Below are 23,937 nucleotides of genomic sequence, written 5' to 3'. Positions count from 1 at the left end.
TAATATAGGATGGCCGGGGCCAAGCCGGAAGGGTGGGCTGTGGCGATTGCTGACAGCATTATGGCAGCAGCGGGTTGTCCTCGGGACAAGCTGTCGCCGACGGGCTAAGCTGCGGCCGATTCGGGAAAGGGGGCTCCGGCCATGTCACTGATCCGCAAGCTCGGTTTTGCCTATTTCGCGCTGTTCGTGATCGTGGCGGCGATGAGTTATGTACCGCAATTCAAGGATGCCAACGGCATGATGTTCGGGCTGTTCAAGCTCGACCTCTATGACGATGCGCTGCATCTCTTCTCGGGCCTGTGGGCCGGCATCGCCGCTTTGATCTCGACCCGGGCGACCGTCAACTACTTCAAGCTGTTTGGCACCCTCTATTTCCTCGACGGCGTGCTGGGGCTCTTCACCGGCAGCGGCTATCTCGATTTCGGCATCTTCATCAATGGTATGCTTGATCTCGATCTGATGACGCGCATCATGGCCAATCTGCCGCATCTGGCGATTGGCGGTTTCGCCGCCTATGCGGGTTTTGTATTGTCGAAACGTCATGGCGAAACTGCGTAAGACCAAACGGATACTTCTGGCGCTGGCGATTCTCCTGGCGGCGCCGGTCGTCTATATCGGCGTCGGCTGTCAGGGGACGTCCGACGGCGGCAGCAATGTGACGATGCCGGTCATCGAACCCGAGACGCGTGCCAAGCTCGACGACCTGGTGGGCTACCGCTTTCCCGAGGAAAAGTCCTACCTGACCTTCCCGGAATGGTACATCGTCTACACGTCGCAGGATTTCGCCGATTACATCGAGAAATACTATCCGAGCGGCTTCAGCTATTTCCGCTCGGCGGCCGAGTTCTGGACCAGCTATTGCGCCGTCAACCGGCTGGTCGCGCCGCGCTACGACTTCAATGCCGGCACGCATCTGATGATCTATGTGATCGGCATCAGTCACACGGTCGAATATGTCGTCAAGGGCATCTATGAGAATACGATCGGGAGGTTGAGCGAGCTCTTCGCGCCGATACCGCCCACTGCCGAAGACATGTTCGCGCGCAAATACGCCTATGATTACGGCCAGTGGCTCAATACCGTGCCCTGGTATGATTTTGCCTTTGCCGAACGCTTGTCGGAGCTCTGGAACAATGTACCGTTCGCGGGGCCAGGCCCGGTGCGCAAGGCCGAGCGGCGTTTTGCGATCTCGGCCGAGCTCGGCGTCAAGACCGGCTATGGCTGGCTGATCCGCGGCGGCACCGAGACGGTCTATGCGCCCGCCCAGCTCGAAATCTATGCTCTGATGCGGGGCGTGCCGGTCGACACCGCGCCGATCGACCGGCGCATCACGCTCGTCGAGTCGTTCCGCGACGGGAGCCAGCTCGTCAAGCTGCCGCGCTACCAGCCCTTCACCGAGATCGTGCAGAAGCTCGGCGCCACCAATGCCAGCTTCCTGGAGATTGGCGGCAACAGCAACATCCTGATCTCGCTGACCGTGCCCGAGGATTGGGCGCCGCCCGAGGACATGCCGCCCGTCTTGTTCGAGACGCAAAATCTCGCAGGAGCAGGAGGTAAACGTGTCGGTCTCTCGGTGCCGGTGGCGCTGCTGCTCGATGTCGTGCGCAAGCTCGGCCCGAGCGGAGCGCAGCTCGAGCATGTCTATGATTATTGACCGGCTCTTGCGTTTCGCCGCCGGCGCAGTGATCGTGCTCGCGGCCTGGACGGCGATCCTGGCCGGACTTGCCTTTGCCATGCCGCCCGGCACGCCGCTCGCGGTCTTCGCTCCCGGCCATGCGCTCGAAACGGTGGCGCAGGCGCATGGCTCCTTCGAGGCATTCGGCCAGAGCATCGCGGTGACGCGGTCGCCGGAAGCGGGCTTCGCCGGTCGGCTCTATGGCGCCGGGGCGCTGCTCGTGATCGATGCCCGAATTGTGATGTCGTGCCGCGAATTGTTCGCGAAGACTTGATTCTCCCTTCCACGGGCGGGCTCTTAAACTCGCCGCCATGTTGTTTCAAAATCGTGTCTGGCGCGTTCTTCTGGTGACGGCGATCTTCGTCGTCGTCGGCCCTCCGGTCGGCGGCGTCGTCTCCTGGATGAGCATGGGCGCTGCCTTCTCCTTGCGGTCGCCTGTGCCGTTCGTCACCGGATCCTATGGCGAGGGCATGATCCTGGCGCTGAGCAGCGGATTGATCGTCGCCTTTGCCGGCCTCTGGCTCGCATTGCGGTCATGGCCGGTGCCTATCGTCGCGGCGCTGGTGAGCAACGCGCTGTTTTTCGTCCTCACGGCGGATATGGATCTGTCGCGAGCCGATTATGTGAGCGCGTTGTACAATATGGGGCGGGTGTTCCTGCCGCCCTCGATCGTGGCGGCGCTCGTCTGCTGGTTCATGGCGCGGCCCTTGCTGCGCGCGGAAGGTCAATAACCGGGAAACTCCGCCGCATAGGCCTCATAGAAACCGTTACTGAACAGCTGCCGTGGGTCAAAACGTTTCTTGGCGGCGAAGAAGTCACTGATCATCGGATAAGCGCGCTTCAGCTGCATCGCGTCGTAATGGCGCTGATAGGGCAGGAAGAAACGGCCGCCCGACAGATGCGCCAGGTCGACCAGATCGCGGGTCAGGCCACGCATCTTCTCGATACCGGCCTCGTCCACCGTCTGGTTGACATAGAGCACGACCGAGAATGCCTCTTCCGGCGCGTAGTTGAGAGCGATCTCCTCTTTGTGCACGACGCGCACCGAGGCGTTGAGAAGCAAGGTGCCGTTCTTCTGCATGAGGGCGCGCATCCGGTCGATGAAAGAGAGGAGATTGGTCCGGGGCACGAAATATTCGTGCAGAATGTCGGTCTCATAGTTCAGGTTGTTGAAGAGATAGGGCACCGAGTCATGCATCGGCTCGTTGCGCGACACGAGGCAGGCCTCGCCGGTCCGGCCGGCGATCTCGCTCACCGTGCAGGATTCGAATTTATGCTCGAGCTCCTTCTCCGCATACCACTTGGCTTCGGCAAAAAGGCTGCCCTGCTTCGACAGGTTGAAGACGAGGCGGCGCAGCCCGGCGGAGCTCACATCCGCCAGCGGTGGCAGCTTCACGTCCGGCAGGTCCTGGCGGTGATAAGTATAAAGGAGCATTTCGCGCAGGAAGCTTCCCGGCGCCGTCGAGAGATGGCCGTAGAACAGACCGATGTCCGGTTCGGCGGCGATCTCCTCGGCGAAGATCTTGGGGAAATCGGCGATGTCGATCAGCCGCCGGCGCGATTCATAGACGACATTGTCGGCGATCTCGATCTCGGCCTCGAGAATGACGCCGAACAGGCCGTAGCCGCCGACGATATGGCGATAGAGATCGGAGTTCTCGCTGCGGCTGACGGTGACGATCGAGCCATCGGCCAGCATGATACGCAAACGGCGCAACGTGCGCTCGACGGCGCCGACCTGATGGTCCATGCCGTGGGCGTTGACGGAGATCGAGCCGCCGACCGTGAAGACATCCGAGGATTGCATCGCCTTCACGGCGAAGCGCGGATGGAGGATGTTCTGGATATCGTGCCAGCGCGCGCCGCTCTGCACCGTCATGGTGCGCGCTTCCGCGTTGACGGTCACGGCGTTGAAGCCGGTCATGTCGAGGACGACGCCGTCGCGCGCGAAAGCATGCCCGCCCATCGAATGAAGCGCTCCCGCCATCGAGACCTTCAAGCCCTGGTCGCGGGCATAGGCCAAGGCATCGGCGATGTCCTTTTCAGTTTTTACCGCCACGACACCCTTGACCGGGGTGCGCGAAAGACAGCTCACATCGTTGACGGTGCCGGCGCGCTGCGACCAGGGCAGGCTCGTCGCCTCCGGCGGCATGGTCAGGGCATTGTCCGGGACGAGGGGGCCGCAGTCCTTGGGAGCTAACGGAGCGGAGGCCAGCCCATAGGCTTCGTTGCCGATCCAGGCGGCGGCCGCCGCGAGACCTGCCGCGCCGATGGCCTTTCGGCGCGTGAACCACTTCGTCATGAATCACCTTGTGATTGTTGGCCCGGAAGCTAGCTTATTTGCACCGGCCCGCCTAGAAGACGCATCTATGAACTACCGCCACGTCTATCATGCCGGCAATCATGCCGATGTCCTCAAGCACATCGTGATGCTGCGGGCCTTTTTGCATCTTCAGAAAAAGGACAAGCCGTTTCTGTTTCTCGACGCGCATGCCGGCACCGGCCTCTATGCGTTGTGGGGCGATGAGGCGCTGAAGACGCTCGAGTGGCAGGATGGGGTGGGGCGGTTCTATGACCCTTCCGGCAAGGCCGTGCCCTTGGCAGCCGAAGCCGAGGCCTTGATCGCGCCATGGCGCCACGTGATCGCATCGGTCAATGCGACGGGGCAGCCGCTCTCCCATTATCCGGGATCGCCGGGCTTCGCGCTCGATGTCTTGCGTCAGAACGATCGTGTCATCCTCAATGAGCTGCATCCGGATGATCACGGGAAGCTCGCGGAGTTCGCCCAGCGTGACAGGCGGGTGGTGCTCGTCGAAGGGGACGCCGCGATCGCGGTCAAGGCGCATCTGCCGCCGCCCGAGCGGCGTGGCTTCATCCTGATCGATCCGTCCTATGAGCGCGAGGACGAAGCGCGCCGCGCCGTGCAGATGCTGCGCGATGGCTATCGCCGCTTTGCAACGGGCGCTTTCGCCTTGTGGTATCCGGTGACCGGTGACGGCTTGTCCGAAGTGATCGCCAAGGAGGCGCAGGCGCTCGCCATCCCGAAGACGCTGAAGATCGAGCTTCTGGTGCGCAAGGCCGTGCCCGAGGGTGGGCTCGCCGGCTCTGGCCTCATTCTCATCAATCCGCCCTGGCCCTTGGCGGATGAGCTTGCGGCTATCGGGCCCGCTCTGTGCGAACGCCTCAGGCAAAGCGACGGCGCTGCCTGGTCGCTCGATTGGCTTGGTGCCGAGATCTAGAAGCTATTGTCCGCCAGGGGGCTGTTGCTGCCCGGTGTCCCGCTCGAAAGTCCCGTCATGCAGCCACCGCAGAGCCTGAAACTGCGCCCGCATCTCCTGATATGTCTTGTAGACGATGTTATGGGGACCCATGGTGCTGGCATCGGCGGGGGGCGTCGTGGCCCAGTAGGTTATCATTGTCGCCGTGGAGCTGCTCGCTACCAGCATGATCAGCCCGAGCAGCGCCTTGGGTGACCGGCCACCGGAGACACCCGTCACGGTTGCGGCGATGCCGGCAAGAAATATACCGGCGATCGCGGCGATCACCAGGAACGGGATGGCCATGATGATGATGTACAGCGTATAGGCGACCAGCACCTCGATCATGGCGCGATCATAGCAGGTTCGCCTTAAGGAATCAGCTAGCGCCGCGCTTTCGCCAGCATGGCGAGATGCGCCAGCGCGCTGAGCCCTGCGCAGATGGCCAACACCCAATAGCCGATCATGAAATGGTGATCCTGCGCCGATCCAACACCTTGCGAGATCACGGCGCTCACCCCCATTTGCAGGAAGCCGAGAAGGCCGGCGGCGGTGCCGAAGAGCCGCGGATCGATGCTGATGGCGCGAACGGTGCCATTGGGGATGGTGAGGCCATTGCCAAGGGCGCAGAGCAGCATCGGCAGGAAGATCGCAGCTGGAGTCAGGAAGCCCATCAGAGCCAGGACCAGGCACAGCGTGGCTCCGGCAAAGGTCAGGCTGTTGCCGATCAGCACCATCTGATCGTTGCCGATGCGTTCGGAATAGCGCCCCGAGCAATAGTTGCCGATCATGTAGCCGACCGAGACCGGGATGAACCACAAAGCATATTCCATGGCCGAGCGGCCCATGATGTTGACGGTGAGAAACGGCGCGAAAGCGAGGAAGGTAAAGAACACGGCGCTGGCGAAAGCGAGCGACGTGGCATAGCCGCGGAATTGGCCTGACGCGAAGATCCTTCCGTAATGTGCACTTTGCCACAGACGGCCGTCGGTGCGGCGATTGATATTCGTCTCATGCAAGGTGAACCAGGCGACGGCGAGAGTCAGTGCGCCGATGAGGGCCAGAAGCACAAAGCTCGAGCGGAAGCCCCACAGCTGATCGAGATAACCACCGATCGCCGGCGCGATCATCGGCGCCAGCACCCAGGCCATGGTGATGTAGCCGAGCACGCTCGCGGCCTTTTCGCCCTGATAGAGATCGCGCACGATGGCGCGCGACAGGACGATGCCGGAAGCGCCGCCCAGCGCCTGCACCAGGCGTGCGGCGATCAGCGTCTCGATCGTCGTGGCGAGCGCCGAAGCGATGCTGGCGATGACGAACAAGGCAAGCCCCGCGAGCAGAAGCGGGCGCCGGCCATAGCGGTCCGACAGCGGACCGTAGAAGAGCTGGCAGACGGCAAGACCAATCAGATACAGCGTAAGCGTCAGCTGTACCGTGCCGTAGGGGACGCCGAAAGTCGCCTGCAGACCCGGCATCGAAGGCATGAAGATATTGAGCGCCAAGGGTCCGATGGCGCTGACCGTGACCAGAATCAAAAAAGGCGGGCGGCGCGCGGCCGATGACGCGAGGCGATCTGACATGGGACCTTTCGGGGAATGGAGTTTCCCTTATAGGCGTAGCAGCGGCTTATCCCAATAGCCTTGGGGCTGATGGGACATGAGGCAGTTGCATAGCGTGGCTTGACAGAGGGCGCGTGGCGCGAGGATCGGAAGAAGAGGGGGTAAGCCTTGAGCACACAGCACGCCCGTGCCTTGCGGCCGCGCACGCTTTTACCCGGAGACGGGGCGGCCTGCGCGCGCCTGATGCGCAAAGTCACGCAGCTTGATGAGCGGCTCGACAGGTCACTCGCCCAGGTCATCGACGATCTGCTCGATGAAGAGCGGCTTATCGGTGGTCTCATCGAAGATCATGATGTTACGGGAGAAAGTGCCGTCGTTGCGGCGACGCTGTCGGCGTTCGTAGCGTCGGAATTCCAGCGGACTTATCTCGCCAAGCCCTGGCCGTGCCTCACCAACTGGCTGCTCAGGCGCTGTCTTGACGGCGGCAGCGACGTGTTTCTCGACCGCGCGCAGCAGGCTCAGGGCAATCTCAGCCGCGGTCTCGATCTGGTGATGCTCGACTACATCCAGACGCCGATGGACTTCACCTCGCCCGAAGGCCGCCGCATCATGACGGTGTTCTTCCCGTTCTATCTGTCGATTCATCGCGGCTACAATCTCAATTCGATGATCGTCGAAGCGGGCGCGATGTATGAGCAGATGGCGCTCAGCGCCGGCTTCCGGCTCTATCGCGAGCTCGATCTCGACGCCGAGCCGCCGTCGGAGCCCATACCTCACGGCGCCTCGTCGAAGCGGGCGGTGTATTATTTCCAGCGCGAGATGGCCGCCGACACGCCGCCCTCGACGCCGGTCTCGGCCGTCTTCACTTATCTTGAGCCGCGCTTCCGGTTCACCGCCGGCGAGCAACGCATGCTGTTGCGCGCCATCGACGGCCTCACCGACGAGGAGATCGCCGGCACGCTCGCGGTTTCACGCGACGCGGTCAAGCAGACCTGGCGCTCGATCTACGACCATGTCATCCAGGTGATGCCCGATCTCGTCGATCGCGGTCAGGCCGCGGGTGGCGAAGGCGCGCGCGGACAGGAGAAACGCCGGCGCATCGTCGCCTATGTGCGCGACAATGCGCAGGAGCTCAGGCCGCATTATCTCCGGCGCGGCTGATCATTTCGCGAGCGCCGCCTCGACAAGAGGCAAAGCCTGGTTCTTGCCGTCGAAGGATGTGACGCCCTCCAGCCACTTTTTCACCTTCTCCGGATGCTTCTGCATCATGAGGCGCGCCGCCTCGTCGGCCGATTTGCCCTGAGTCATGACGAGGTCCATGCCGGCATTCTCGTAGTCGATGTCAAAGACGACGTTGGCGAGAAGCTTGGCGGCGTTGGGACAGTCGTCGGAATAGCCGCGCCGGACGATGGTGCGCACCGTGGCGCCGCCGAAATTCGGTCCGAATTCGACATCGCCGCCGGCCAGATAGGTCATCTGATATTTGAGATTCATCGGATGCGGCTGCCAGCCGAGGAAAACGACCCATTCGGTCTTCGGAATGCTGCGTTCGACCTGCGCCAGCATGCCGGCTTCACTTGATTCGACGATATCCCAGTCCTTGAGCCCGTGCCGTCCGGCCGCGACCATATCGAGCAGCGGCTGGTTGCTGCCGGGCTCGATGGCGTAGATCTTGGTGCCGAATTTGTCGGCATGGGCGGCGAGATCGGCGAAGGACTTCACGCCGGCGTCGGCCACGTAATTGGGAACCGCCAATGTGTATTTGGCGCCTTCGAGATTGGTGACGAGGGGGATGACCGAGCCCTCGTCGTAATAGGCTTTGAACTGCTCGTCCTGGATCGGGCGCCAGTTGCCGAGAAACACATCGAGGTCGCCGCCTTTCAGCATCTCATAGGTCACATTCAGGCCGAGGAGATTCTGTTCGGGCTGGTAGCCCAGCGCATCGAACAGGGTGGCGATGGTGGCGTTGGTGAGCGCGATGTCGGTCCAGCCGAGATCGGAAATGCGGACCTTCTGGCAGGTTTCTTTGTCGGCGGCGAAAGCGCTTCCGGCAAGACCCAGGCCGGCGGCGAAAACAAACGTGGCGATCGGCTTTTTCATTTCAGCTCCCTTTGGTTCTTGTCGTTTGCCGAGAGCCTATGAGGGTTGTATTCTTTGTCAATTCAAAAAATTGGTAGAGCGTACAATTTTTTGGTAGAGCACACAGAATTATGGGAACAGTCGGCAAGACCAAGATCCGCATCAAGGATGTCCGGCGCATCGAGCTGATCGAGGCGGCCTACCGGGTTTTTCTGGCCGATGGACTGAACGGGCTGACGACCACGCGCATCTGCCGGGAGGCCGGCATGTCACAAGGCATCCTGACCTATTATTTCAAGAACAAGGACGAGGTGCTTTTCCAGATGGTCCGGCACAGCAACCGGCTGCTGGTGGAGGACATCATCGCCCGCCTGCGCCGGGCGCGGACGGGCTGGGAGCGCCTTCAGGCCGTCATCGAAGGCAATTTTCCGGAACGCCATTACGATGCCAACACGGCCAAGGCCTGGGTGTCCTTCTTCGCTGCCGCCGCCTCGAACGGCCGCTATGCCATGCTGCAGCAGTTCTTCTATCGCCGGCTCCGATCGAATCTGGCCTCGGCGCTCGCCGGCAATCTGGCGCCCGGCGAACTCGATCATTTCGCCCGCGGCTTCGCGGCGATGATCGATGGGCTTTGGCTGAGGCGCGGCTGCACCGGAGACCTGACGGCGGCCGAGGCCGTCCGCCTCGTGACCGGCTATTCGGAGCGCGCTTTGGGGCCTGAAATCGTAGCGCGGCTGCGGCGGACAGAAGGCCCCTCAGCCCGGGCGTCGGACTGAGGGCAAGCGTTATCAGGTGCTGTCCTCGCCGGCAGCGAACAGCCTTTCGGCCAGCCTGCCGAGCGCGATGGCCAGAACGAGGACGAAGGCCATGAAGACCGCAAGCGTCACGAAGCCCGTGGCCCTATAGGCCGATGCCGCCAGATACGCGCCGGGCCCGATCAGCACGGCGGCGATGATGGCGATGGAAAAGAACGCGAGTTCCGTGAGAGAGGGCATTTGGAACTCGCGTCTCGCCCCCACGACTCCGAGGAGCATGAGGGCAAGGAGAAAAGCGAGGCTGCTGGAAGGCAGGCTGACGATCGTTGTCACAATGGCGGCAAGGCCCAGTGCCGGCAGAAATTGGGCGCGACGCAGACTGAGGCGAAGCGGACGAAAAGGCATAGATTACCCCCCGGGGCGCCATGAACGGGCATGACATTTCGCCGGGCTGCGGCGAATTTCATCAGCCTATTCAAGCGATTAGAATCTCTCGCCCTCTGACGACCGGTCAGTCAGACTGATGCGATTGGCAGAGGCTCACAATCCCCATTTTGGGGAGGACAACATTGTTCTGGAAAGTGCAAAAAGTGGAGCGCCCGATCTCCGCGAACGGGCGCTCTCCGCGACAGCTCAGTTCAGGCCGCTTTCGATATGTTCGGCGAGCTCTTGATATTCCTCGCAGGTCGTGCCGCAGCGATGGGCGATCTCAGTCAGCTGCGACTTGGCGAGATCGATGCGGCCGGCGGCGACATAACCCTCACCCAGATATTCGCGCGCCAGCACGAAGTTGGGATCGATCTCGATGGCCTTGTGGTAGTAGCCGAAGGCCTCATCGAGGCGGCCCGACTTGCGGTGGCTGTAGCCGATATAATTCAGCACGCGCGGATCATTCTGATTGCGCACGGCGGCGAGAACGGTCAGTGCCCAATCATATTCGCCGGCCTGTGCCAGCGCGCGGCCCTGCTGATAAAGATCTTCGTCGGGCAAGACGCCGGAAGTGGCTTTCACGCATTTGCCTTTTTTCACCACTTCGCCCTTCTTGCATTTCTTAGGCGTGGTGGTGCCGCTGTCGCCATCACCCATCGCATAAACGGGAGCGAAAGAGGCGACGCCAAAAGCGAGGGCCGCGACCGTGGCCAAAGCGAGATGAATCTTCATAATCTGTCCTCCAGGGAGCGAATACGAGCTTATTACGTCCCGAGGCTCATTTCCATTCCTTCTCACCGCCTGTTCTGGCGGTGAACCTTCGATGAACCCGCCATTCAGGCGGGGCTCACGGCCATTCTGCCATCCTCCCGCCATCGATCGGACATGATCGCAACCTGTTGGAGGTCAATTATGACGAAGTTCTCACTGCACAAAGTCTCGCTGGCCGCCTTCGGCGGCGTGGCCGCGCTGATGGTAACCCTTTCTGTGGCGGTTCCGGCAGATGCCGCCACCGGCCGCTCCAAATTCCGGGCGAGCCCGGAAGAGCTGCGCCGCCATTGCTGGCGCATCGACGAGACGTTCTGGAAGAGCAAACGCCGCTATGGCTGCGGTGACGTGATCGGCTGCTCCGAAGGCAATTGCCGCCAACTGGTGAAAACACCTCCCCCGCCGCAATATGACCCGCCCACCGCCTTTCTGAAGCGCCATCCCGGCAAGAATGGCGACGGTTCAGGGGGGAATGGCGGCCGCAATGGTGGTGGCGGCGGAGAAGGCGGCGGCGGAAACAGCAGCTCTGCCGGTGGGCCGAATTAACCCGTCGCGCGGATCGGCAAGGTTGGCGAGCCTCCCATGTGGGGGCTCGCCTTTCATTTTGTTGAGCTGCTCTGGTGCTCGAACAGCTTGGCGGCGAAGACAGCCAGGAAGACCAGGCTCACGATCACGACCAGCAGCGTATCGCTCGTCGGCGCCAGGGTGACGAGGTTCTTCGCCTCGGCGGTGAGGAAGCTCGCTTGCGAGGGAAGTGCGCTCACGATCATCAGCGTGAGGATTGCGGCGATGAGGCCGAGGGCGAAAAGGCCCATGACGAGATGGGTGCGCGCCGCGAAATCGCGATAGCGTTCCATGATCTGTCTTACCCGCATGCTTGTCATCCGTTGTCGTCACTCTTCGATGCTGCTCATATGGGTGAGCTTTGTGCACCCTTCGGGCCGGACCTGTGGCGAAACGATGATCTTCCGTTAACGGAGGATTAAATGGCCGACGGATCGAAGTCGTAGATCCAGGAGAGGCGGGAGAGAAAAACCTCGGGCTTGGTGCTGCGCAACACGACGTTGCGGGCCAGGCGCATCGGCCCGCGGGCGTGATAAATGGAACTGAGCCGCCGCGATTCTGCGACGATGCGCTGGGTGCGCGGCAAACGCAGCGCCTGATAGGCGCGCAATGCACCGGCGATGGTGTCGCTCGTCTGGATATTGCGGGCGAGAACCACCGCGTCCTCGAGCGCCATGGCCGCCCCTTGCGCCAGATAGGGCAGGGAGGCGTGCGCGGCATCGCCGATGAGGGCGATGCGGCCCTTTGTCCATGTCCGGGCGGTGGTGCGGCTGGCGGCCGCCCATTTCTGCCAGGCAGCGGGCAAGGCCAGAACCCGGTGAAGCTCCGGATGGGCGTCCGGAAAGAGGGCTGGAAGCTCGTCAGCCGCGGCCGGCGCCGACCATCCATCGCCCGGCCAGTCTCCACCCAAAGTGGCAGCCACCACATTGAGCGCTTTTCCGCCTTGCACCGGATAATGAACCACGTGGCCGCCACGGCAGAGCCAGAGCGTCACATTGGCGAGTGGGTCAGCGAGCGTCACGTCAATCGGGGCCAGCGCCCGAAACAGAGTCTCGGCGTGGCGCACCGGCGGGCCGTCGGCGAGAAGCGCAGCCCGGATCGCCGAGCGGATCCCGTCGGCGCCGAGCAGAGCCTCGCCCGTGAGCGCGGTTCCATCCGTCTCGACCTCGACATGCTCGCCCCGGTCGGCAAAGCCCTTCACCGGCGCGGCGGTCATCAGCGTTATGCCCGGTTGGGCTTGGGCGGCATCGACCAGGCCGGCGAGGAGGTCGGCGCGGTGAATAACCCGGTAGGGAGCTCCGAAGCGCCGCTCGAACGAGGCGCCCAGTGGAACATGCTGCAGGATGCGGCCGCTATGGCCGTCACGGATGGTGATACCGGGCGGGGCGAAGCTTGCCGGCGCCACCCTTTCCCACGCCCCCAGATAGTCGAGCGCTCTCACCGCGTTGGGACCGATCTGCAGGCCGGCGCCGACCGTCTCGAAGGCCCGTGCCTGCTCAAGCACGCGGGCCTCGCGGCCGATACGGGCGAGGCCCAGCGCGCCAGCCAGTCCGGCGATGCCGCCGCCGGCGATGAGGACGGGAAGAAGGGGCATTTCAATTACATATCGCTGATCCGCCCTGCCAATCCAACGCAGATCTCCTAATATGGAGGAGACAAGATCACGCAGGATGACCCCAATGGACGCGACAGAACTCAAATCCCTTCAGGCTCCCCTCAAGGAGCTGTATCGCCAGGACGGCAAGTCGGCCCTTATCACTCTCAAGGCGGAGGGACGTATCGGCGAAGGCGTGACCTGCTCGGTCGAGACCGCCCGCGCCATGGTCGAGGCCGGGCTCCATCCGGCCACCGGCGGCTCGGGTATCCATGCCTGCTCGGGCGATATGCTGCTCCAGGCTCTGGTCGCCTGTGCCGGGGTCACCCTCAATGCGGTGGCGACGGCGCTGGGGCTCGATATCGACGAGGCCAGTGTGCGGGCGGAGGGCGATCTGGATTTCCGGGGGACGCTGGGCGTCGCCAAGGAGGTACCGGTCGGCTTCCGCGACATCCGCCTCGTCTTCGACATCAAGGGCAAACTGACGGACGAGCAGAAGGCCAGCCTGATCAAGCTCACCGAACGTTATTGCGTCGTCTATCAGACCCTGCGCAGCCCGCCGCCAGTAGCCGTGGACGCCCGCTGGAGCTGACCCGCCAAGATCACGATCAATTCAGGTCCTATGACCTGAATTGATCGTGATCGGAATCTTAAGCTTGGCGCGTGATCGGACGGAAAACCGGTATCCACTTTTCCTGATCACGCGCTACCGGAATGTCGCCATGACAATGGGGCCCTTGCGGTCGGGCGGTGGCGGCGCTACCAGATGCCCGCGCCAAAATCAGGGATCATTGGAATGGGCTTTATCTCAGACTCGCTGAACCGCATCCAGCCTTCGGCCACCATCGCCATCTCGAACAAGGCGATGGCGCTCAAAGCCGAGGGGCGCGACATCATCGGCCTGTCGGCCGGCGAGCCCGATTTCGACACGCCCGAGAATATCAAGGAAGCGGCGATCTCGGCGATCCGCAAGGGCTATACCAAATACACCAATGTCGACGGCATCCCCGAGCTCAAGAAGGCCATCGTCGCCAAGTACAAGCGCGAGAACAACCTCGACTACAAAGTCTCCCAGGTCTCCGTCGGCACCGGCGGAAAGCAGATTCTTTTCAACGCCTTGCTGGCGACGGTGAATCCGGGAGATGAAGTCATCATCCCGGCCCCCTATTGGGTGAGCTATCCCGACATCGTCATGCTGGCGGGCGGCAAGCCGGTCTTCGTCGAGACGACCATCGAGCATGGCTTCAAGCTCCAGGCCGAGCAGCTCGAGCGCGCCATCACGCCGAAGACGAAATGGTTCATCTTCAACTCGCCGTCCAATCCGAGCGGGGCCGCCTATTCGCGTGAAGAGCTGAAGAAGGTCACCGACGTCCTGATGAAGCATCCGCATGTCTGGGTCCTGACCGACGACATGTATGAGCACCTCGTCTATGACGACTTCGTCTTCGCCACACCGGCCGAGGTCGAGCCCGGCCTCTATGAGCGCACCTTGACCATGAATGGTGTGTCCAAGGCCTATTGCATGACCGGCTGGCGCATCGGCTATGGCGCCGGACCCGAAGTCCTCATCAAGGCGATGTCGAAGCTCCAGTCGCAGTCGACCTCCAACCCGTCCTCGATCGCACAATGGGCGGCGGTCGAGGCGCTCAATGGGCCGCAGGCCTTCATCCCGGCCAACAACAAAGTGTTCAAGGAGCGCCGCGACCTCGTGGTGTCGATGCTCAACCAGGCCAAGGGCCTGTCGTGCCCGACGCCGGAAGGCGCTTTCTATGTTTATCCCTCCTGCAAGGGCGCCATCGGCAGAACGGCGCCGTCGGGCAATGTCATCAAGAATGACGAGGACTTCGTCACCGAGCTCCTGGCCGCGGAAGGGGTCGCCGCTGTCCATGGCGCGGCCTTCGGCACCTCGCCCTTCTTCCGCATTTCCTATGCGACGGCGACCGATGTGCTCGAAGACGCCTGCCGGCGTGTCCAGAGATTCTGCGGCAATCTGAGGTAAGTATCATGATGTATGACGCGTCGGTCCCGGTTTTCGTGCATTTCCTCAATGGCATTGCAGCCCTCTTGCGCAAGACCGAGGCGCATGTGCAGGCCAAAAAGCTCGATCCGAATGCCTTCCTGACGGCAAGGCTGTTCCCGGACATGTTCACCTTCACCAAGCAGGTTCAGCTCGCCTGCGACTTCGCCAAGGGGACGAGCGCCCGCCTCGCCGGCGTCACCAATCCCAGCCATTCTGATGAAGAGAAGTCCTTCGACGAGCTGCATGAGCGGATTCGCAAGACCGTCGAGTTCCTGCGCGGCCTGAACAAGGACCAGTTCGCCGATGCCGCCGATCGCCAGATCACCTTCAAGGCCGGCGGCAAGGAGCAGACACTCAAGGGCGCCGACTATCTCTCGCAGGTCGGCCTGCCGAACTTCTACTTCCATGTGACGACGGCCTATGGGCTCTTACGCCACAATGGACTCGAGATCGGCAAAGCGGATTTCATCGCCCGCTTCTGACGCCTGATTTCCCGAGTCAGTTGAATCGCTTGGATTGAAGTCTTGAACCGCCGTGTGAAGACAGGCCGGACGACGCTACCGATTTGCGGAAGGCCTGCGGGCTCATGCCGGTCACGGTGCGGAAGCGTGCATTGAAAGTCGAGAGATCGCCAAAACCAGACGCGAAGGCGATGGCCGCAATCTCGGCCGGGGTCGTCGCCAGCGCGACCGCGGCGCGGCGCATCCGAATATTGAGCAGAAGCTGATAGGGCGTGATGCCGAGTGCCTGCCGGAAGGTGCGCAGGAAGTGATATCTGCTCATGCAGGCCAGGCCGGCGAGATCGCTCAGGCCGAGCGGCTGGTCGGCGTGATCTTCGATGTAACGCACGACATCGCTCACCCGGCGCCGATCACGCGCCGGCAAATTGCCCATGGCGCGAGAACCGTCGGAAAGGACCGCGAGCACAGCTTCGGCAAATCCGATGGCGAGCTCCTCCAGATAGATCGGATCCGCGGCCAATGCCCCGGCCTCGACCATCACAAGGGGCCCCGCCAGTTGCCGCAGCGCCGGCAGCATGTTCGTGGCGAAGCGAAAGCGGGGTGAACCGGCCGCGGCTGTCGCGATTTCCTCGAAGAACGGGCGAGAGAAATGAAAGGACAGGCAGCGATCGCCGGTGCCGTGATCATGTCCGCATTCGAAGCAGGTTCCGGCATTGCCGAGAAGCAGGGCCCCTGGATACATCAGCGACCGGCCGGTTTCACCGCGATAGAAGAACGACCCATGCAGCACGGCGGCGATGGTCACATCACGGTGCTGCTCCTCGAAGGTGCGATCTTGCGGCCCCTGCGCACAGACGACGTCGCTGACGCGCCAGCCATCACCTTTGGCCAGCAGGCGCGCCGGCGGCGGGCCGCTCACATGCTGATCCAGGGGAGTTGAGGTCATGCCCGCGAAGATAGCAATTTTCCCCAAGCACGCCAAATGCGGCAACGGCTAGATGCCCGGCCGACATCCCTAATGGAGGACTGGACCGATGTTCGATCATGTTTCAATTGGCGTCCGCGACACAGCAGCGGCAAAGCGCTTCTATGATGCGGCTTTGACGCCGCTCGGCTATGCCTGCCTCAGCGACAGTCCAGGCTCGCTCGGCTACGGGAAGGGCAGCGTCGCGCTGTGGATCAGCGCCACCGAACGCCCGGTCACCGCCGATGAAAAATCGGGCCTGCATTTCTGCTTTGCCGCGCCGAGCCGTGAAAGCGTCCGGGCGTTCCATGAAGCGGCGCTGTCCCAGGGCGGGCGTGATAATGGCGGACCTGGCCTGCGCGCCGATTATGGCCCGGATTACTATGCTGCCTTCGTGGTCGACCCCGACGGCTACCGCCTCGAGGCCTATTGCGGCGCGCCGGCAAAGAGCTGAACCCATGGACAAGAGCGAGGCCACGCGGCAGCTCCGGGCCTTGAACGCCCGGTTCATCCATAATTTCGTGACCAACGATGTCCCTTCGCATGATGCGATCACGCATGCGGACTTCACCTATGTGTCGAGCGAAGGCGTCCGGCGGGGCAGGAACGAGTATCTCAGGCGCTGGGCGACCGGGTTCGATCCCGATGTCATCATCTACTGGGACTATCGCGACGAGCATATTGGCGTGTTCGGCAATATCGGTCTTGTCTGGTCGGTCAACAAACATGTGATCGTCGAGGCGGGCAAAGAAGTCATCGGCATGACCGGCTACACCGACACCTATCTCCTCGAAGACGGCGCCTGGAAATGCATCCAGGCGCAATTGGTGCCGATGGCGCCCGACAATTATCCGTCGGACGCAACGATCGTCAGGAGATACATCCGAGGGGTGAAATACGAGTCAATTGAATCACTTAATCTGGTGCCTTAAACAGATGGGTGATGACGCATGTCGTGCTCGAAAAACCTGAGCAGCGCGCCCAGGTGCTGGCGCTCAACCGGCTTGCCTTCGACGGTGAGGAGGAGGCGCGCATCATCGAAGCGCTCACGCGTGACGATCTGGTCGTGCTGTCACTGGTGGTGACCGAGGGCGAGAAGGTCACCGGCCACATCCTGTTCAGCCGGCTCGAGGTCGAGGTGGATGGCCGTCCGGTCAAAGCGGTGGCCCTGGCTCCTATGGCCGTATTGCCGGATCACCAGAACAAAGGCATTGGCTCGACACTGATCCGGCGTGGGCTCGATCTTGTGACGGCACGTGGCTTCGAAGCTGTGCTGGTGGTGGGACATACGGCGTTCTATCCGCGCTTCGGCTTTTCGGCCGAAGCGGTACGGCATATCGCTTGCCCCTTCCAAGGGCATGAGGCCTTCATGGGACTCGAGCTCAAGCCGGACACGCTCGCCGGCGAGAGCGGTGCGTGCCGTTACCCCGCCGCCTTTACGCTCTGAAGTTTCGCCGCCCGCCAGCGGTAGAAGAGCGGTCCGACAAAAACCAGGGCGGCAATGATCAGCAGCGCCAGCGACAGCGGATGGGTGAAGAAAACCGAGGCGTCACCCTGGCTAATGGTCAGCGCGCGCCTGAATTGCGCCTCGGCGAGCCGGCCCAGAATGAGGCCAATGATGCAGGGCGCCACCGGGAAATCATAGCGCCGCATCAGGAAGCCGAGGATACCGACGAGGAAGAGCAGCACCAGGTCGAAGGTCGAATTGTTGAGGCTGTAGACGCCCAGCGTCGAGAACAGCAGGATGCCGCCATAGAGCAAAGGCTGGGGAATGGAGAGGAGGCGCACCCACAGGCCGGCAAGCGGCAGGTTGAGGATGAGCAGCATCACATTGCCGATATAGAGACTGGCGATCAGGCCCCAGACCAGCGTCGAGGAGGACGAGAAGAGGAGAGGGCCCGGCTTCAAATTATACTGCTCGAAAGCGGCGAGCAGGATGGCGGCCGTCGCCGAGGTCGGCAGGCCAAGAGTGAGGAGCGGCACCAGCACGCCCGCCACCGCCGCGTTGTTGGCGGCTTCCGGTCCGGCCACGCCTTCGATGGCGCCCTTGCCGAATTCCTCCGGCTTCTTGGACATGCGCTTCTCGAGGAAATAGGACAGGAAGGTCGGGATCTCGGTGCCGCCCGCCGGCAGGGCGCCGAAGGGGAAGCCGAGTGCCGTGCCGCGCAGCCACGGCTTCCAGGAGCGGCGCCATTCGTCGGCGGTCATGAAGATCGATCCGCGGATCGGCACGATCTCGCCGGCGCGCATATCGGGCCGCGAGGCCATGTAGAGCGCCTCGCCCACGGCGAAAAGGCCGACCGCCACGACCACAATGTCGATACCGCGCAGCAGGCTTAGAATGTCGAAGGTCAAGCGCGGCTGGCCGGTGAGCACGTCGGTGCCGACAAGGCCGATGGCGAGGCCGAGCAGCAGGCTGGTGAGGCCGCGGGGGAGCGACGAGCCCAGCAGGGCCGACACTGTGGTGAAGGCGAGGACCATCAGGGCGAAATACTCCGCCGGTCCGAACAGCAGCGCGAGCTTGACGAAGAGCGGCGCCAGAAAGGTGATGGCAATGGTGCCGAGCGTGCCGGCGACGAAGGAACCGATCGCGGCGGTGGCGAGTGCCGCCGCGCCGCGACCGTTCTTCGCCATCACATTGCCCTCGACCGCGGTGATGATGGAGCCGGATTCACCCGGCGTGTTGAGCAGAATGGAGGTCGTCGAGCTGCCATACATGGCGCCGTAATAGAGGCCGGCGAACATGATGAAGGCGCCGGTCGGGTCGAGCTTGGCGGTGATCGGCAGAAGCAGCGCGATGGTGAGCGCCGGACCGATGCCCGGCAGGATGCCGATGGCAGTGCCGAGCGTCGTGCCGAGCAGGCACCACATGAGGTTCATCGGCGTGAGCGCCGTGGCGAAACCTTGCAAAAGCGAAGCAAGAACATCCATGGCTACAAAAGTCCCGCGAGAATGCCGGCCGGCAATTGCAAGCCCAGGCCGTGGGTGAAGCCGATATAACTCGCCACCACCAGGGTGATGGCGACAATGCCGTCGCGCAGAAAGCTGCGGCTGCCAAAGGCGAACGCGACGCACATGAAGAGGAAGACGCCGGCAATGACGAAGCCGAGGGGCTTCAGGATATTGAGATGGATGAGGAGGCCGGCGCCGATGATGAGCAAAGCGCGCCAGTCGGTGGCGAAGCCTTCGGCGACGATCTCGCGCCGGGCGGCGGGCGCCCAGGAATTCCAGGCGAAATAGGCGCCGACGACAGCAAGGCCCACGGCGATGAAGTAAGGGAAAACCTGCGGGCCGACCCTGGCATAGGTCGGCGGTATCTGCATCTGGGAGGCGTCATAGAAGATGATGCCGCCCAGCAGAAGGAGGCCGAGGCCGATCGCGAGACCGGCCGCGGATTTTGGTGTGTCGGGTTTCATCGCCGGTCCTACTGGACGAGGCCGATGCCCTTCAGGATCTCCGTGACGCGGACATTCTCCGCGGCCACCAGCTTGGTGAAATCGTCGCCCGGCAGATAGAGATCGGTCCAGTTCTTGGCCGCCAGAACCTTCTTCCAGCTGTCGCTCTTGACTGCCGCATCGACGGTGGCGAGGAGAGCCTGCTTCTGCTCGTCAGTGAGGCCCGGGGGCGCCACGATGGCGCGCCAGTTGGCGAGCTCGACATCGACGCCCTGTTCCTTCAGCGTCGGAATATCAATGCCGGCAACGCGTTCAGGTGCGGAAATGCCCAGCGCCCGCAATTCACCCGACTTGATCTGGCCTTCCCATTCGCTATAGCCGGAGATGCCGGCCACGACATGGCCGCCCATCACCGCCGCCAGAGCTTCGCCGCCACCCGAGAAGGGGACATAATTGAGCTTCGAGACATCGGCGCCCGATGCCTTGGCGACGAGACCTGCGAGGATATGGTCGGTGCCGCCGGCCGAGCCGCCGCCCCAGGCAACCGCGCCCGGATCGGCCTTGAGCTTGGCGACGAGATCGGCCAGCGTCTTGAGCTCGGAAGAGCCCGGAACGACGATGACCTCATATTCGCCGGTGAGGCGGGCGATCGGCGTGGTGTTTTCCAGCGTCACGGCCGACTTGTTGGTGAGGATGGCGCCGACCATCACGAGGCCGTTGACCATCAGGACATTGTCCTTGCCCTGTTCCTGGCCGGCGAGCTGGGCCAGACCCACGGTGCCACCGGCACCCGGCACGTTTTCGACGGTGACGGCCTTGACGGCGCCGCCCGACTGGACGGCTTCCTGCATGGCGCGCGCCGTCTGGTCCCAGCCGCCGCCGGGCGCTGCCGGGGCGATGATACGCAGCTCGTCGAGTGCCAAAGCGGGCGTGGATGCGAGGTTGAGCGAAAGTCCGCCGGCGAGCAAAAGGGCTACAGCACTGGCGATAAGGGTTCTACGATTCATCGGGTTCCTCCACTTGTATCGATGTCGATCCTTGGCCATCTGTTGTGGCCTAGCGGAAGCGCGTTTAAGCTCAAATCCTGTCATGAAGCTGTCATTGCCACAAGCGCCTTTGCGCTCACTCTCCCCTAGTGTGCTGAACGCGAAGTTCCTGATATCAGGCGGCTCGCACCGACAGGAACTTCGCGTTCAAAAGCACACTAGAATCATTAGCTTTCTAGTGTCCTTCCGAATCCGAAGTTCGCTCGGAAAGCGCTGCGAGATGGGGCGACCTTCGGATTCGGGACACTAGCCGATGCGCATCCTGATCGTCGAGGACACGCCCGATGTCGGTGAAGCCATCGTCGCCTGGCTGTCGCGGGTCGGTTATGCGGTCGACTGGCAGATGACGGGGGAGGGCGCGCGGGACGCGCTCAACGTCCAGACCTACGACCTTATCATCCTCGATGTCATGCTGCCCGATATCGACGGATTCACTCTTCTGGGCGAGATCCGGGCCCGCAAGATCGATACCGCGGTGCTGGTGCTCACCGCCCGCTCGCAGGTCGATGACCGGGTCGGCGCGCTCGATCTCGGCGCCGACGACTACCTGGTGAAGCCTTTCGACTTCCGCGAGCTCGAAGCGCGCGCTCGCGCCCTGGCGCGCCGCCGTCACGGCGCGACGGTGAGCCGGCTTCAGGTGGGCGATGTGGTTCTCGATCAGGCGGCTCGCCTGGTGACGGTGGCCGGCGAGCGGGTCGATCTCACCCGCCGCGAGGTGGCGCTGCTCGAGGTGCTGATGGCGCGGCCGCAGCGGGTGTTCAGCAAGGCGGATCTCCTCAACCAGATCTTCGGTTTCGGCGAGGATGCCGGCGAAAATGCCATCGAGCTCTATGTCGCCAGGCTCCGGCGCAAGCTCGGCGCCGCCGGCATGGAGATCAAGACGGTGCGCGGTGTTGGCTATCAGGCGGGACCGGCCGATGAAAAAAAGTAGATCGTCGCTGTTCTGGCGCCTGACGGGGCTGATCTCGGCGGTGCTGCTCGTAGGCGCCGCGGTGCTCGCCATCGCCGCCTCCAACTATGCCCGCACCGCCGCCGACGACGCCTATGATCGGGTGCTGCTCGGTGCCGCCCGCCAGATCAGCGAGACGCTCTCGGCCGAGAACGGCGTCGTCGAGGCGGGCGTCCCGGTGTCGGCTCTCGAAGCCTTGTCCGCCTCGCGCACCGCGCGCGTCTATTATCGCATCGCAATGCCGGCGAAGACCGAAGTCACCGGCTACCAGGATCTGCCCCTGCCGGCGGGTGCCGAAGCCGGCGGCGCCGGGCCCTTCGTGAGCAACACCGATTTCAAGGGGCATCCGATCCGCATCGCCGCGGTCGGGCGCTATTTCGCCGAAGCCAATGGCTGGGTGATGACGATGGTCGGCCAGACTCTCGAAGCGCGCGACGCATTGGCCCGCGATCTCACCCTCAAGGCCATGGTGCTGGTCGGCCTGATGAGCCTCATCGCGCTCACCGGCATGATCATCGCCATCCGGCTGGCGTTGCGGCCGCTCACCGATATCGAGACGGCGCTGCTCAAGCGTCCGCCCAATGTGCTGACCCCGCTCGATGTCGAGGCGCCGGCCGAAGTCGCCACCCTCATCGCGGCCATCAACAATTTCATGGAACGCCTCTCCGGACGGCTCGCGGCGATGCAGCGCTTCATCGCCGATTCGGCGCATCAGATCCGCACGCCACTGACCGCGCTCGTCGGCCAGGTGGAGCTCCTTTCAGCGGAGACGAATGCGGCTAAGCGCCAGCATCACGTCGAGCGCGTCAGGACGCGCACGGCGGAGCTGGCGCGTCTCACCAATCAATTGCTGAGCGATGCGATGATCAGCCATCGCGCCGAAACCATGGGCCAATCGGAAGTCGATGTGGCGATGCTGGCGCACGAGGCGCTGGCCGCCGCCGTGCCGGTGTCGCTCGATCGCGACATCACTGTGTCCTTCGACGCGCCGTCGGACCCGGTGATTATACATGGCGATGCGGTGAGCCTGCGCGAGGCCTTCAAGAATGTCATCGAGAATGCCATTCAGCATGGTGCGCGCTCGCTGCTCAGACTCACCGTGCGCCGGGCGCCACATGGCGTCGAGGTTGAGATCGCCGATGACGGGCCGGGCATTCCACAAGAACTTTGGCCGCAAGCGACGGAACGCTTCTTCCGTGGCCGCTCCGGCGGTACCGGATCCGGGCTCGGCCTCGCCATTGCGCGCGAAGTCGCGGTTCATCATGGCGGCGAACTCGGCTTCAAATCGGAGGAGGGCATCTTCTCGGTGCTGTTCACGTTCAACGGGGGGGAGCCATCATGATTGCGATTGCCCGGCGCTTCGCCTGTCTGGCCTTCTCGCTCGTGGCGATGGCGAGCGCGGCCTTCGCCCAGGAGAATTTCCATTTCCCGGCGGTGGGCAAAGAGACCGCAGTGCTCACCATCCGCGCCGTTGCCGATATCAGCGCCATCGAGCCGATGATCCGCGATTTCCAGGAGACGGAGCCCGGCATCACGGTCGATTTCACCGATTATCTGACCAACGACCTCTATGACCTCCTCTCGGCCCAATGCGCAAAGGGCGAGACCATGGCCGACATCGTCATCTCGTCCTCGGTCGATCATATCGCCAAGCTCGCCAATGACGGCTGCGCCCAGACCTATGCCTCGCCCAACACCAGCCGCATCCCCGATTGGGCCAAATGGCGCGACGAGGTCTTCGGCTTCACTTTCGAGCCGGCGGTGATCGTTTACAACCGCAATCTCGTGCCGGCGGCGGATGTCCCACGGACGCATCACGATCTGGCCGAGCTGATGCGCAGCAAGCCCCAGCTCTATGATGGCAAGATCGGCACTTACGACATCGAGAAATCCGGCATCGGTTATCTCTTCGCCTTCTTCGACACGCAGCAATCGAACATCTTCGGCCGTCTCCTCGAGAGCCTGGGACGGTCGCGGGCGACGTTGCGCTGCTGCACCGGCGAATTGCTGGCGCGCATCGAGGCGGGCGAGCTGCTGATCGGCTACAATCTGATCGGGTCCTATGCCTATGGCCGCTACAAGGCGGGCGCGCCGATCGGCATCGTCATGCCGCGCGACTATACGCTGGTGCTCAGCCGCACCGCGATGATCCCGGCAAAAGCCGGGCGCAGCGATCTCGGCGAGAAATTCCTCGACTATCTTCTGTCGAGCCGCGGCCAGGCGGTGGCGGTCGAGAAATCCTTCTTCTTCTCCTTCGACCGTCCGGTGCCGGAGGGTGTCGATGCGGTCGATCCGGGTTCGGGATCGGGCGTGTACCGGCCGATCGTGATCGGGCCGGCCTTGCTCGCCACCCTCGACCAGCAGAACCGGCGGCGCTTCCTGTCCGAATGGAAGGCCTCGATGGCGCGGGATTAAGGTCGCG

29 protein-coding genes are annotated in these 23,937 nt (G+C 63.0%); 17 read left to right on the top strand and 12 right to left on the bottom strand.

Annotation, left to right across the window (positions count from 1 at the left end):
- The first annotated feature begins 141 nt into the window (after positions 1 to 141).
- The 4 genes from JHL16_RS13720 to JHL16_RS13705 are packed head-to-tail and all read left to right on the top strand — an operon-like array spanning position 142 to position 2,406.
- A complete protein-coding gene (locus JHL16_RS13720; protein WP_137857358.1) occupies positions 142 to 558 on the top strand; it encodes a hypothetical protein in 417 nt (138 codons plus the stop codon).
- Positions 542 to 1,654 carry a hypothetical protein gene (locus JHL16_RS13715; protein WP_200185403.1) on the top strand — a complete coding sequence of 371 codons (1,113 nt, stop codon included), beginning with the start codon at positions 542 to 544 and terminating at the stop codon, positions 1,652 to 1,654. Before JHL16_RS13720 ends, JHL16_RS13715 begins: the two co-directional genes overlap by 17 nt.
- The gene (locus JHL16_RS13710) at positions 1,638 to 1,949 is read left to right on the top strand and encodes a hypothetical protein (RefSeq protein WP_200185402.1); all 312 of its coding nucleotides are present in this window, start codon (positions 1,638 to 1,640) and stop codon (positions 1,947 to 1,949) included. Before JHL16_RS13715 ends, JHL16_RS13710 begins: the two co-directional genes overlap by 17 nt.
- 37 nt (positions 1,950 to 1,986) lie before the next feature.
- Positions 1,987 to 2,406 carry a hypothetical protein gene (locus JHL16_RS13705; RefSeq protein ID WP_200185401.1) on the top strand — a complete coding sequence of 140 codons (420 nt, stop codon included), beginning with the start codon at positions 1,987 to 1,989 and terminating at the stop codon, positions 2,404 to 2,406.
- Here the strand turns inward: JHL16_RS13705 and JHL16_RS13700 are convergent.
- Positions 2,400 to 3,977 (bottom strand): FAD-binding oxidoreductase, encoded by a 1,578-nt coding sequence (locus JHL16_RS13700; protein ID WP_200185400.1) that lies wholly within the window; start codon positions 3,975 to 3,977, stop codon positions 2,400 to 2,402. The two genes, JHL16_RS13705 and JHL16_RS13700, sit on opposite strands and share 7 nt — an antisense overlap.
- A gap of 67 nt (positions 3,978 to 4,044) precedes the next feature.
- Here JHL16_RS13700 and JHL16_RS13695 point away from each other — a divergent pair, with 67 nt between their 5' ends.
- Entirely contained in the window at positions 4,045 to 4,914 is an 870-nt protein-coding gene (locus JHL16_RS13695; RefSeq protein ID WP_200185399.1) for a 23S rRNA (adenine(2030)-N(6))-methyltransferase RlmJ, read from the top strand.
- Positions 4,915 to 4,917: 3 nt separating this feature from the next.
- Here the strand turns inward: JHL16_RS13695 and JHL16_RS13690 are convergent, their stop codons facing one another.
- Complete coding sequence (locus JHL16_RS13690; protein WP_200185398.1) at positions 4,918 to 5,280, bottom strand: hypothetical protein; 363 nt, start codon at positions 5,278 to 5,280, stop codon at positions 4,918 to 4,920.
- Between the two features lie 35 nt (positions 5,281 to 5,315).
- Positions 5,316 to 6,512, bottom strand: a complete 1,197-nt coding sequence (locus JHL16_RS13685) for a multidrug effflux MFS transporter (RefSeq protein WP_200185397.1) — start codon at positions 6,510 to 6,512, stop codon at positions 5,316 to 5,318.
- A 147-nt stretch (positions 6,513 to 6,659) separates the two neighbouring features.
- Between JHL16_RS13685 and JHL16_RS13680 the strand changes: the two genes are divergently transcribed.
- Complete coding sequence (locus JHL16_RS13680; protein WP_200185396.1) at positions 6,660 to 7,652, top strand: hypothetical protein; 993 nt, start codon at positions 6,660 to 6,662, stop codon at positions 7,650 to 7,652.
- On the opposite strand, the gene choX is transcribed toward JHL16_RS13680, so the two are convergent.
- Complete coding sequence (gene choX / locus JHL16_RS13675; RefSeq protein ID WP_200185395.1) at positions 7,653 to 8,591, bottom strand: choline ABC transporter substrate-binding protein; 939 nt, start codon at positions 8,589 to 8,591, stop codon at positions 7,653 to 7,655.
- Between the two features lie 110 nt (positions 8,592 to 8,701).
- On the opposite strand from choX, the gene betI reads away from it, so the two are divergent.
- The gene (gene betI / locus JHL16_RS13670) at positions 8,702 to 9,346 is read left to right on the top strand and encodes a transcriptional regulator BetI (RefSeq protein ID WP_200185394.1); all 645 of its coding nucleotides are present in this window, start codon (positions 8,702 to 8,704) and stop codon (positions 9,344 to 9,346) included.
- A gap of 12 nt (positions 9,347 to 9,358) precedes the next feature.
- Here betI and JHL16_RS13665 read toward each other — a convergent pair whose 3' ends face one another.
- On the bottom strand, positions 9,359 to 9,565 hold the full coding sequence (locus JHL16_RS13665; RefSeq protein WP_200185393.1) for a hypothetical protein: 207 nt from the start codon (positions 9,563 to 9,565) through the stop codon (positions 9,359 to 9,361).
- A 393-nt stretch (positions 9,566 to 9,958) separates the two neighbouring features.
- Positions 9,959 to 10,486, bottom strand: a complete 528-nt coding sequence (locus JHL16_RS13660) for a tetratricopeptide repeat protein (RefSeq protein ID WP_200185392.1) — start codon at positions 10,484 to 10,486, stop codon at positions 9,959 to 9,961.
- A 180-nt stretch (positions 10,487 to 10,666) separates the two neighbouring features.
- On the opposite strand from JHL16_RS13660, the gene JHL16_RS13655 reads away from it, so the two are divergent.
- A complete protein-coding gene (locus JHL16_RS13655; RefSeq protein WP_200185391.1) occupies positions 10,667 to 11,068 on the top strand; it encodes a hypothetical protein in 402 nt (133 codons plus the stop codon).
- Between the two features lie 53 nt (positions 11,069 to 11,121).
- Here the strand turns inward: JHL16_RS13655 and JHL16_RS13650 are convergent, their stop codons facing one another.
- Both JHL16_RS13650 and JHL16_RS13645 read right to left on the bottom strand, forming a co-directional pair.
- Entirely contained in the window at positions 11,122 to 11,397 is a 276-nt protein-coding gene (locus tag JHL16_RS13650; protein ID WP_200185390.1) for a hypothetical protein, read from the bottom strand.
- A 107-nt stretch (positions 11,398 to 11,504) separates the two neighbouring features.
- Positions 11,505 to 12,680 (bottom strand): FAD-dependent monooxygenase, encoded by a 1,176-nt coding sequence (locus JHL16_RS13645; protein WP_200185389.1) that lies wholly within the window; start codon positions 12,678 to 12,680, stop codon positions 11,505 to 11,507.
- A gap of 85 nt (positions 12,681 to 12,765) precedes the next feature.
- Between JHL16_RS13645 and JHL16_RS13640 the strand changes: the two genes are divergently transcribed.
- The 3 genes from JHL16_RS13640 (at position 12,766) to JHL16_RS13630 (ending at position 15,182) form a co-directional block, all read left to right on the top strand.
- The gene (locus JHL16_RS13640; RefSeq protein ID WP_200185388.1) at positions 12,766 to 13,272 is read left to right on the top strand and encodes an OsmC family protein; all 507 of its coding nucleotides are present in this window, start codon (positions 12,766 to 12,768) and stop codon (positions 13,270 to 13,272) included.
- A 204-nt stretch (positions 13,273 to 13,476) separates the two neighbouring features.
- A complete protein-coding gene (locus tag JHL16_RS13635; RefSeq protein ID WP_200185387.1) occupies positions 13,477 to 14,679 on the top strand; it encodes a pyridoxal phosphate-dependent aminotransferase in 1,203 nt (400 codons plus the stop codon).
- 5 nt (positions 14,680 to 14,684) lie between these two features.
- Positions 14,685 to 15,182 carry a DUF1993 domain-containing protein gene (locus JHL16_RS13630; RefSeq protein WP_210346020.1) on the top strand — a complete coding sequence of 166 codons (498 nt, stop codon included), beginning with the start codon at positions 14,685 to 14,687 and terminating at the stop codon, positions 15,180 to 15,182.
- Positions 15,183 to 15,198: 16 nt separating this feature from the next.
- Here JHL16_RS13630 and JHL16_RS13625 read toward each other — a convergent pair whose 3' ends face one another.
- On the bottom strand, positions 15,199 to 16,080 hold the full coding sequence (locus tag JHL16_RS13625) for a helix-turn-helix transcriptional regulator (RefSeq protein WP_348647210.1): 882 nt from the start codon (positions 16,078 to 16,080) through the stop codon (positions 15,199 to 15,201).
- 115 nt (positions 16,081 to 16,195) lie between these two features.
- On the opposite strand from JHL16_RS13625, the gene JHL16_RS13620 reads away from it, so the two are divergent.
- Genes JHL16_RS13620 through JHL16_RS13610 form a run of 3 tightly spaced genes read left to right on the top strand, consistent with a single transcriptional unit; the run spans position 16,196 to position 17,572 of the window.
- Positions 16,196 to 16,579 (top strand): VOC family protein, encoded by a 384-nt coding sequence (locus JHL16_RS13620; RefSeq protein WP_200185385.1) that lies wholly within the window; start codon positions 16,196 to 16,198, stop codon positions 16,577 to 16,579.
- Between the two features lie 4 nt (positions 16,580 to 16,583).
- Positions 16,584 to 17,057, top strand: a complete 474-nt coding sequence (locus JHL16_RS13615; RefSeq protein WP_200185384.1) for a nuclear transport factor 2 family protein — start codon at positions 16,584 to 16,586, stop codon at positions 17,055 to 17,057.
- Between the two features lie 11 nt (positions 17,058 to 17,068).
- The gene (locus JHL16_RS13610; protein WP_200185383.1) at positions 17,069 to 17,572 is read left to right on the top strand and encodes a GNAT family N-acetyltransferase; all 504 of its coding nucleotides are present in this window, start codon (positions 17,069 to 17,071) and stop codon (positions 17,570 to 17,572) included.
- Here JHL16_RS13610 and JHL16_RS13605 read toward each other — a convergent pair.
- Genes JHL16_RS13605 through JHL16_RS13595 form a run of 3 tightly spaced genes read right to left on the bottom strand, consistent with a single transcriptional unit; the run spans position 17,548 to position 20,527 of the window.
- Positions 17,548 to 19,056 (bottom strand): tripartite tricarboxylate transporter permease, encoded by a 1,509-nt coding sequence (locus JHL16_RS13605; RefSeq protein WP_200185382.1) that lies wholly within the window; start codon positions 19,054 to 19,056, stop codon positions 17,548 to 17,550. The two genes, JHL16_RS13610 and JHL16_RS13605, sit on opposite strands and share 25 nt — an antisense overlap.
- Positions 19,057 to 19,058: 2 nt before the next feature.
- Positions 19,059 to 19,541: a tripartite tricarboxylate transporter TctB family protein gene (locus JHL16_RS13600; protein WP_200185381.1), complete on the bottom strand. Its 483-nt coding sequence runs from the start codon at positions 19,539 to 19,541 to the stop codon at positions 19,059 to 19,061.
- An 8-nt stretch (positions 19,542 to 19,549) separates the two neighbouring features.
- Positions 19,550 to 20,527: a tripartite tricarboxylate transporter substrate binding protein gene (locus JHL16_RS13595; RefSeq protein ID WP_200185380.1), complete on the bottom strand. Its 978-nt coding sequence runs from the start codon at positions 20,525 to 20,527 to the stop codon at positions 19,550 to 19,552.
- Positions 20,528 to 20,819: 292 nt separating this feature from the next.
- On the opposite strand from JHL16_RS13595, the gene JHL16_RS13590 reads away from it, so the two are divergent.
- The 3 genes from JHL16_RS13590 to JHL16_RS13580 are packed head-to-tail and all read left to right on the top strand — an operon-like array spanning position 20,820 to position 23,930.
- Entirely contained in the window at positions 20,820 to 21,497 is a 678-nt protein-coding gene (locus tag JHL16_RS13590) for a response regulator transcription factor (protein ID WP_200185379.1), read from the top strand.
- Positions 21,484 to 22,857 carry a sensor histidine kinase gene (locus JHL16_RS13585; protein WP_200185378.1) on the top strand — a complete coding sequence of 458 codons (1,374 nt, stop codon included), beginning with the start codon at positions 21,484 to 21,486 and terminating at the stop codon, positions 22,855 to 22,857. Before JHL16_RS13590 ends, JHL16_RS13585 begins: the two co-directional genes overlap by 14 nt.
- Positions 22,854 to 23,930, top strand: coding sequence for an ABC transporter substrate-binding protein (locus tag JHL16_RS13580; protein WP_200185377.1), 1,077 nt, complete (start codon positions 22,854 to 22,856; stop codon positions 23,928 to 23,930). Before JHL16_RS13585 ends, JHL16_RS13580 begins: the two co-directional genes overlap by 4 nt.
- Positions 23,931 to 23,937 lie beyond the last annotated feature (7 nt).

Origin of the sequence: Taklimakanibacter albus (assembly GCF_016595235.1) — a bacterium.
In the GTDB taxonomy this organism is placed as follows: domain Bacteria; phylum Pseudomonadota; class Alphaproteobacteria; order Rhizobiales; family Aestuariivirgaceae; genus Taklimakanibacter; species Taklimakanibacter albus.
This window is presented reverse-complemented; position numbering and strand designations above follow the sequence as displayed.

What these genes read in the sequence shown, in the direction of transcription:
- JHL16_RS13720 (WP_137857358.1), top strand. Translation starts at nt 142, where the DNA reads ATGTCACTGATCCGCAAGCTCGGTTTTGCCTATTTCGCGCTGTTCGTG.
- JHL16_RS13715 (WP_200185403.1), top strand. Translation starts at nt 542, where the DNA reads ATGGCGAAACTGCGTAAGACCAAACGGATACTTCTGGCGCTGGCGATT.
- JHL16_RS13710 (WP_200185402.1), top strand. Translation starts at nt 1,638, where the DNA reads ATGTCTATGATTATTGACCGGCTCTTGCGTTTCGCCGCCGGCGCAGTG.
- JHL16_RS13705 (WP_200185401.1), top strand. Translation starts at nt 1,987, where the DNA reads ATGTTGTTTCAAAATCGTGTCTGGCGCGTTCTTCTGGTGACGGCGATC.
- JHL16_RS13700 (WP_200185400.1), bottom strand. Translation starts at nt 3,977, where the DNA reads ATGACGAAGTGGTTCACGCGCCGAAAGGCCATCGGCGCGGCAGGTCTC.
- JHL16_RS13695 (WP_200185399.1), top strand. Translation starts at nt 4,045, where the DNA reads ATGAACTACCGCCACGTCTATCATGCCGGCAATCATGCCGATGTCCTC.
- JHL16_RS13690 (WP_200185398.1), bottom strand. Translation starts at nt 5,280, where the DNA reads ATGATCGAGGTGCTGGTCGCCTATACGCTGTACATCATCATCATGGCC.
- JHL16_RS13685 (WP_200185397.1), bottom strand. Translation starts at nt 6,512, where the DNA reads ATGTCAGATCGCCTCGCGTCATCGGCCGCGCGCCGCCCGCCTTTTTTG.
- choX (WP_200185395.1), bottom strand. Translation starts at nt 8,591, where the DNA reads ATGAAAAAGCCGATCGCCACGTTTGTTTTCGCCGCCGGCCTGGGTCTT.
- betI (WP_200185394.1), top strand. Translation starts at nt 8,702, where the DNA reads ATGGGAACAGTCGGCAAGACCAAGATCCGCATCAAGGATGTCCGGCGC.
- JHL16_RS13665 (WP_200185393.1), bottom strand. Translation starts at nt 9,565, where the DNA reads ATGCCCTCTCTCACGGAACTCGCGTTCTTTTCCATCGCCATCATCGCC.
- JHL16_RS13660 (WP_200185392.1), bottom strand. Translation starts at nt 10,486, where the DNA reads ATGAAGATTCATCTCGCTTTGGCCACGGTCGCGGCCCTCGCTTTTGGC.
- JHL16_RS13655 (WP_200185391.1), top strand. Translation starts at nt 10,667, where the DNA reads ATGACGAAGTTCTCACTGCACAAAGTCTCGCTGGCCGCCTTCGGCGGC.
- JHL16_RS13650 (WP_200185390.1), bottom strand. Translation starts at nt 11,397, where the DNA reads ATGCGGGTAAGACAGATCATGGAACGCTATCGCGATTTCGCGGCGCGC.
- JHL16_RS13645 (WP_200185389.1), bottom strand. Translation starts at nt 12,680, where the DNA reads ATGCCCCTTCTTCCCGTCCTCATCGCCGGCGGCGGCATCGCCGGACTG.
- JHL16_RS13640 (WP_200185388.1), top strand. Translation starts at nt 12,766, where the DNA reads ATGGACGCGACAGAACTCAAATCCCTTCAGGCTCCCCTCAAGGAGCTG.
- JHL16_RS13635 (WP_200185387.1), top strand. Translation starts at nt 13,477, where the DNA reads ATGGGCTTTATCTCAGACTCGCTGAACCGCATCCAGCCTTCGGCCACC.
- JHL16_RS13630 (WP_210346020.1), top strand. Translation starts at nt 14,685, where the DNA reads ATGATGTATGACGCGTCGGTCCCGGTTTTCGTGCATTTCCTCAATGGC.
- JHL16_RS13620 (WP_200185385.1), top strand. Translation starts at nt 16,196, where the DNA reads ATGTTCGATCATGTTTCAATTGGCGTCCGCGACACAGCAGCGGCAAAG.
- JHL16_RS13615 (WP_200185384.1), top strand. Translation starts at nt 16,584, where the DNA reads ATGGACAAGAGCGAGGCCACGCGGCAGCTCCGGGCCTTGAACGCCCGG.
- JHL16_RS13610 (WP_200185383.1), top strand. Translation starts at nt 17,069, where the DNA reads ATGACGCATGTCGTGCTCGAAAAACCTGAGCAGCGCGCCCAGGTGCTG.
- JHL16_RS13605 (WP_200185382.1), bottom strand. Translation starts at nt 19,056, where the DNA reads ATGGATGTTCTTGCTTCGCTTTTGCAAGGTTTCGCCACGGCGCTCACG.
- JHL16_RS13600 (WP_200185381.1), bottom strand. Translation starts at nt 19,541, where the DNA reads ATGAAACCCGACACACCAAAATCCGCGGCCGGTCTCGCGATCGGCCTC.
- JHL16_RS13595 (WP_200185380.1), bottom strand. Translation starts at nt 20,527, where the DNA reads ATGAATCGTAGAACCCTTATCGCCAGTGCTGTAGCCCTTTTGCTCGCC.
- JHL16_RS13590 (WP_200185379.1), top strand. Translation starts at nt 20,820, where the DNA reads ATGCGCATCCTGATCGTCGAGGACACGCCCGATGTCGGTGAAGCCATC.
- JHL16_RS13585 (WP_200185378.1), top strand. Translation starts at nt 21,484, where the DNA reads ATGAAAAAAAGTAGATCGTCGCTGTTCTGGCGCCTGACGGGGCTGATC.
- JHL16_RS13580 (WP_200185377.1), top strand. Translation starts at nt 22,854, where the DNA reads ATGATTGCGATTGCCCGGCGCTTCGCCTGTCTGGCCTTCTCGCTCGTG.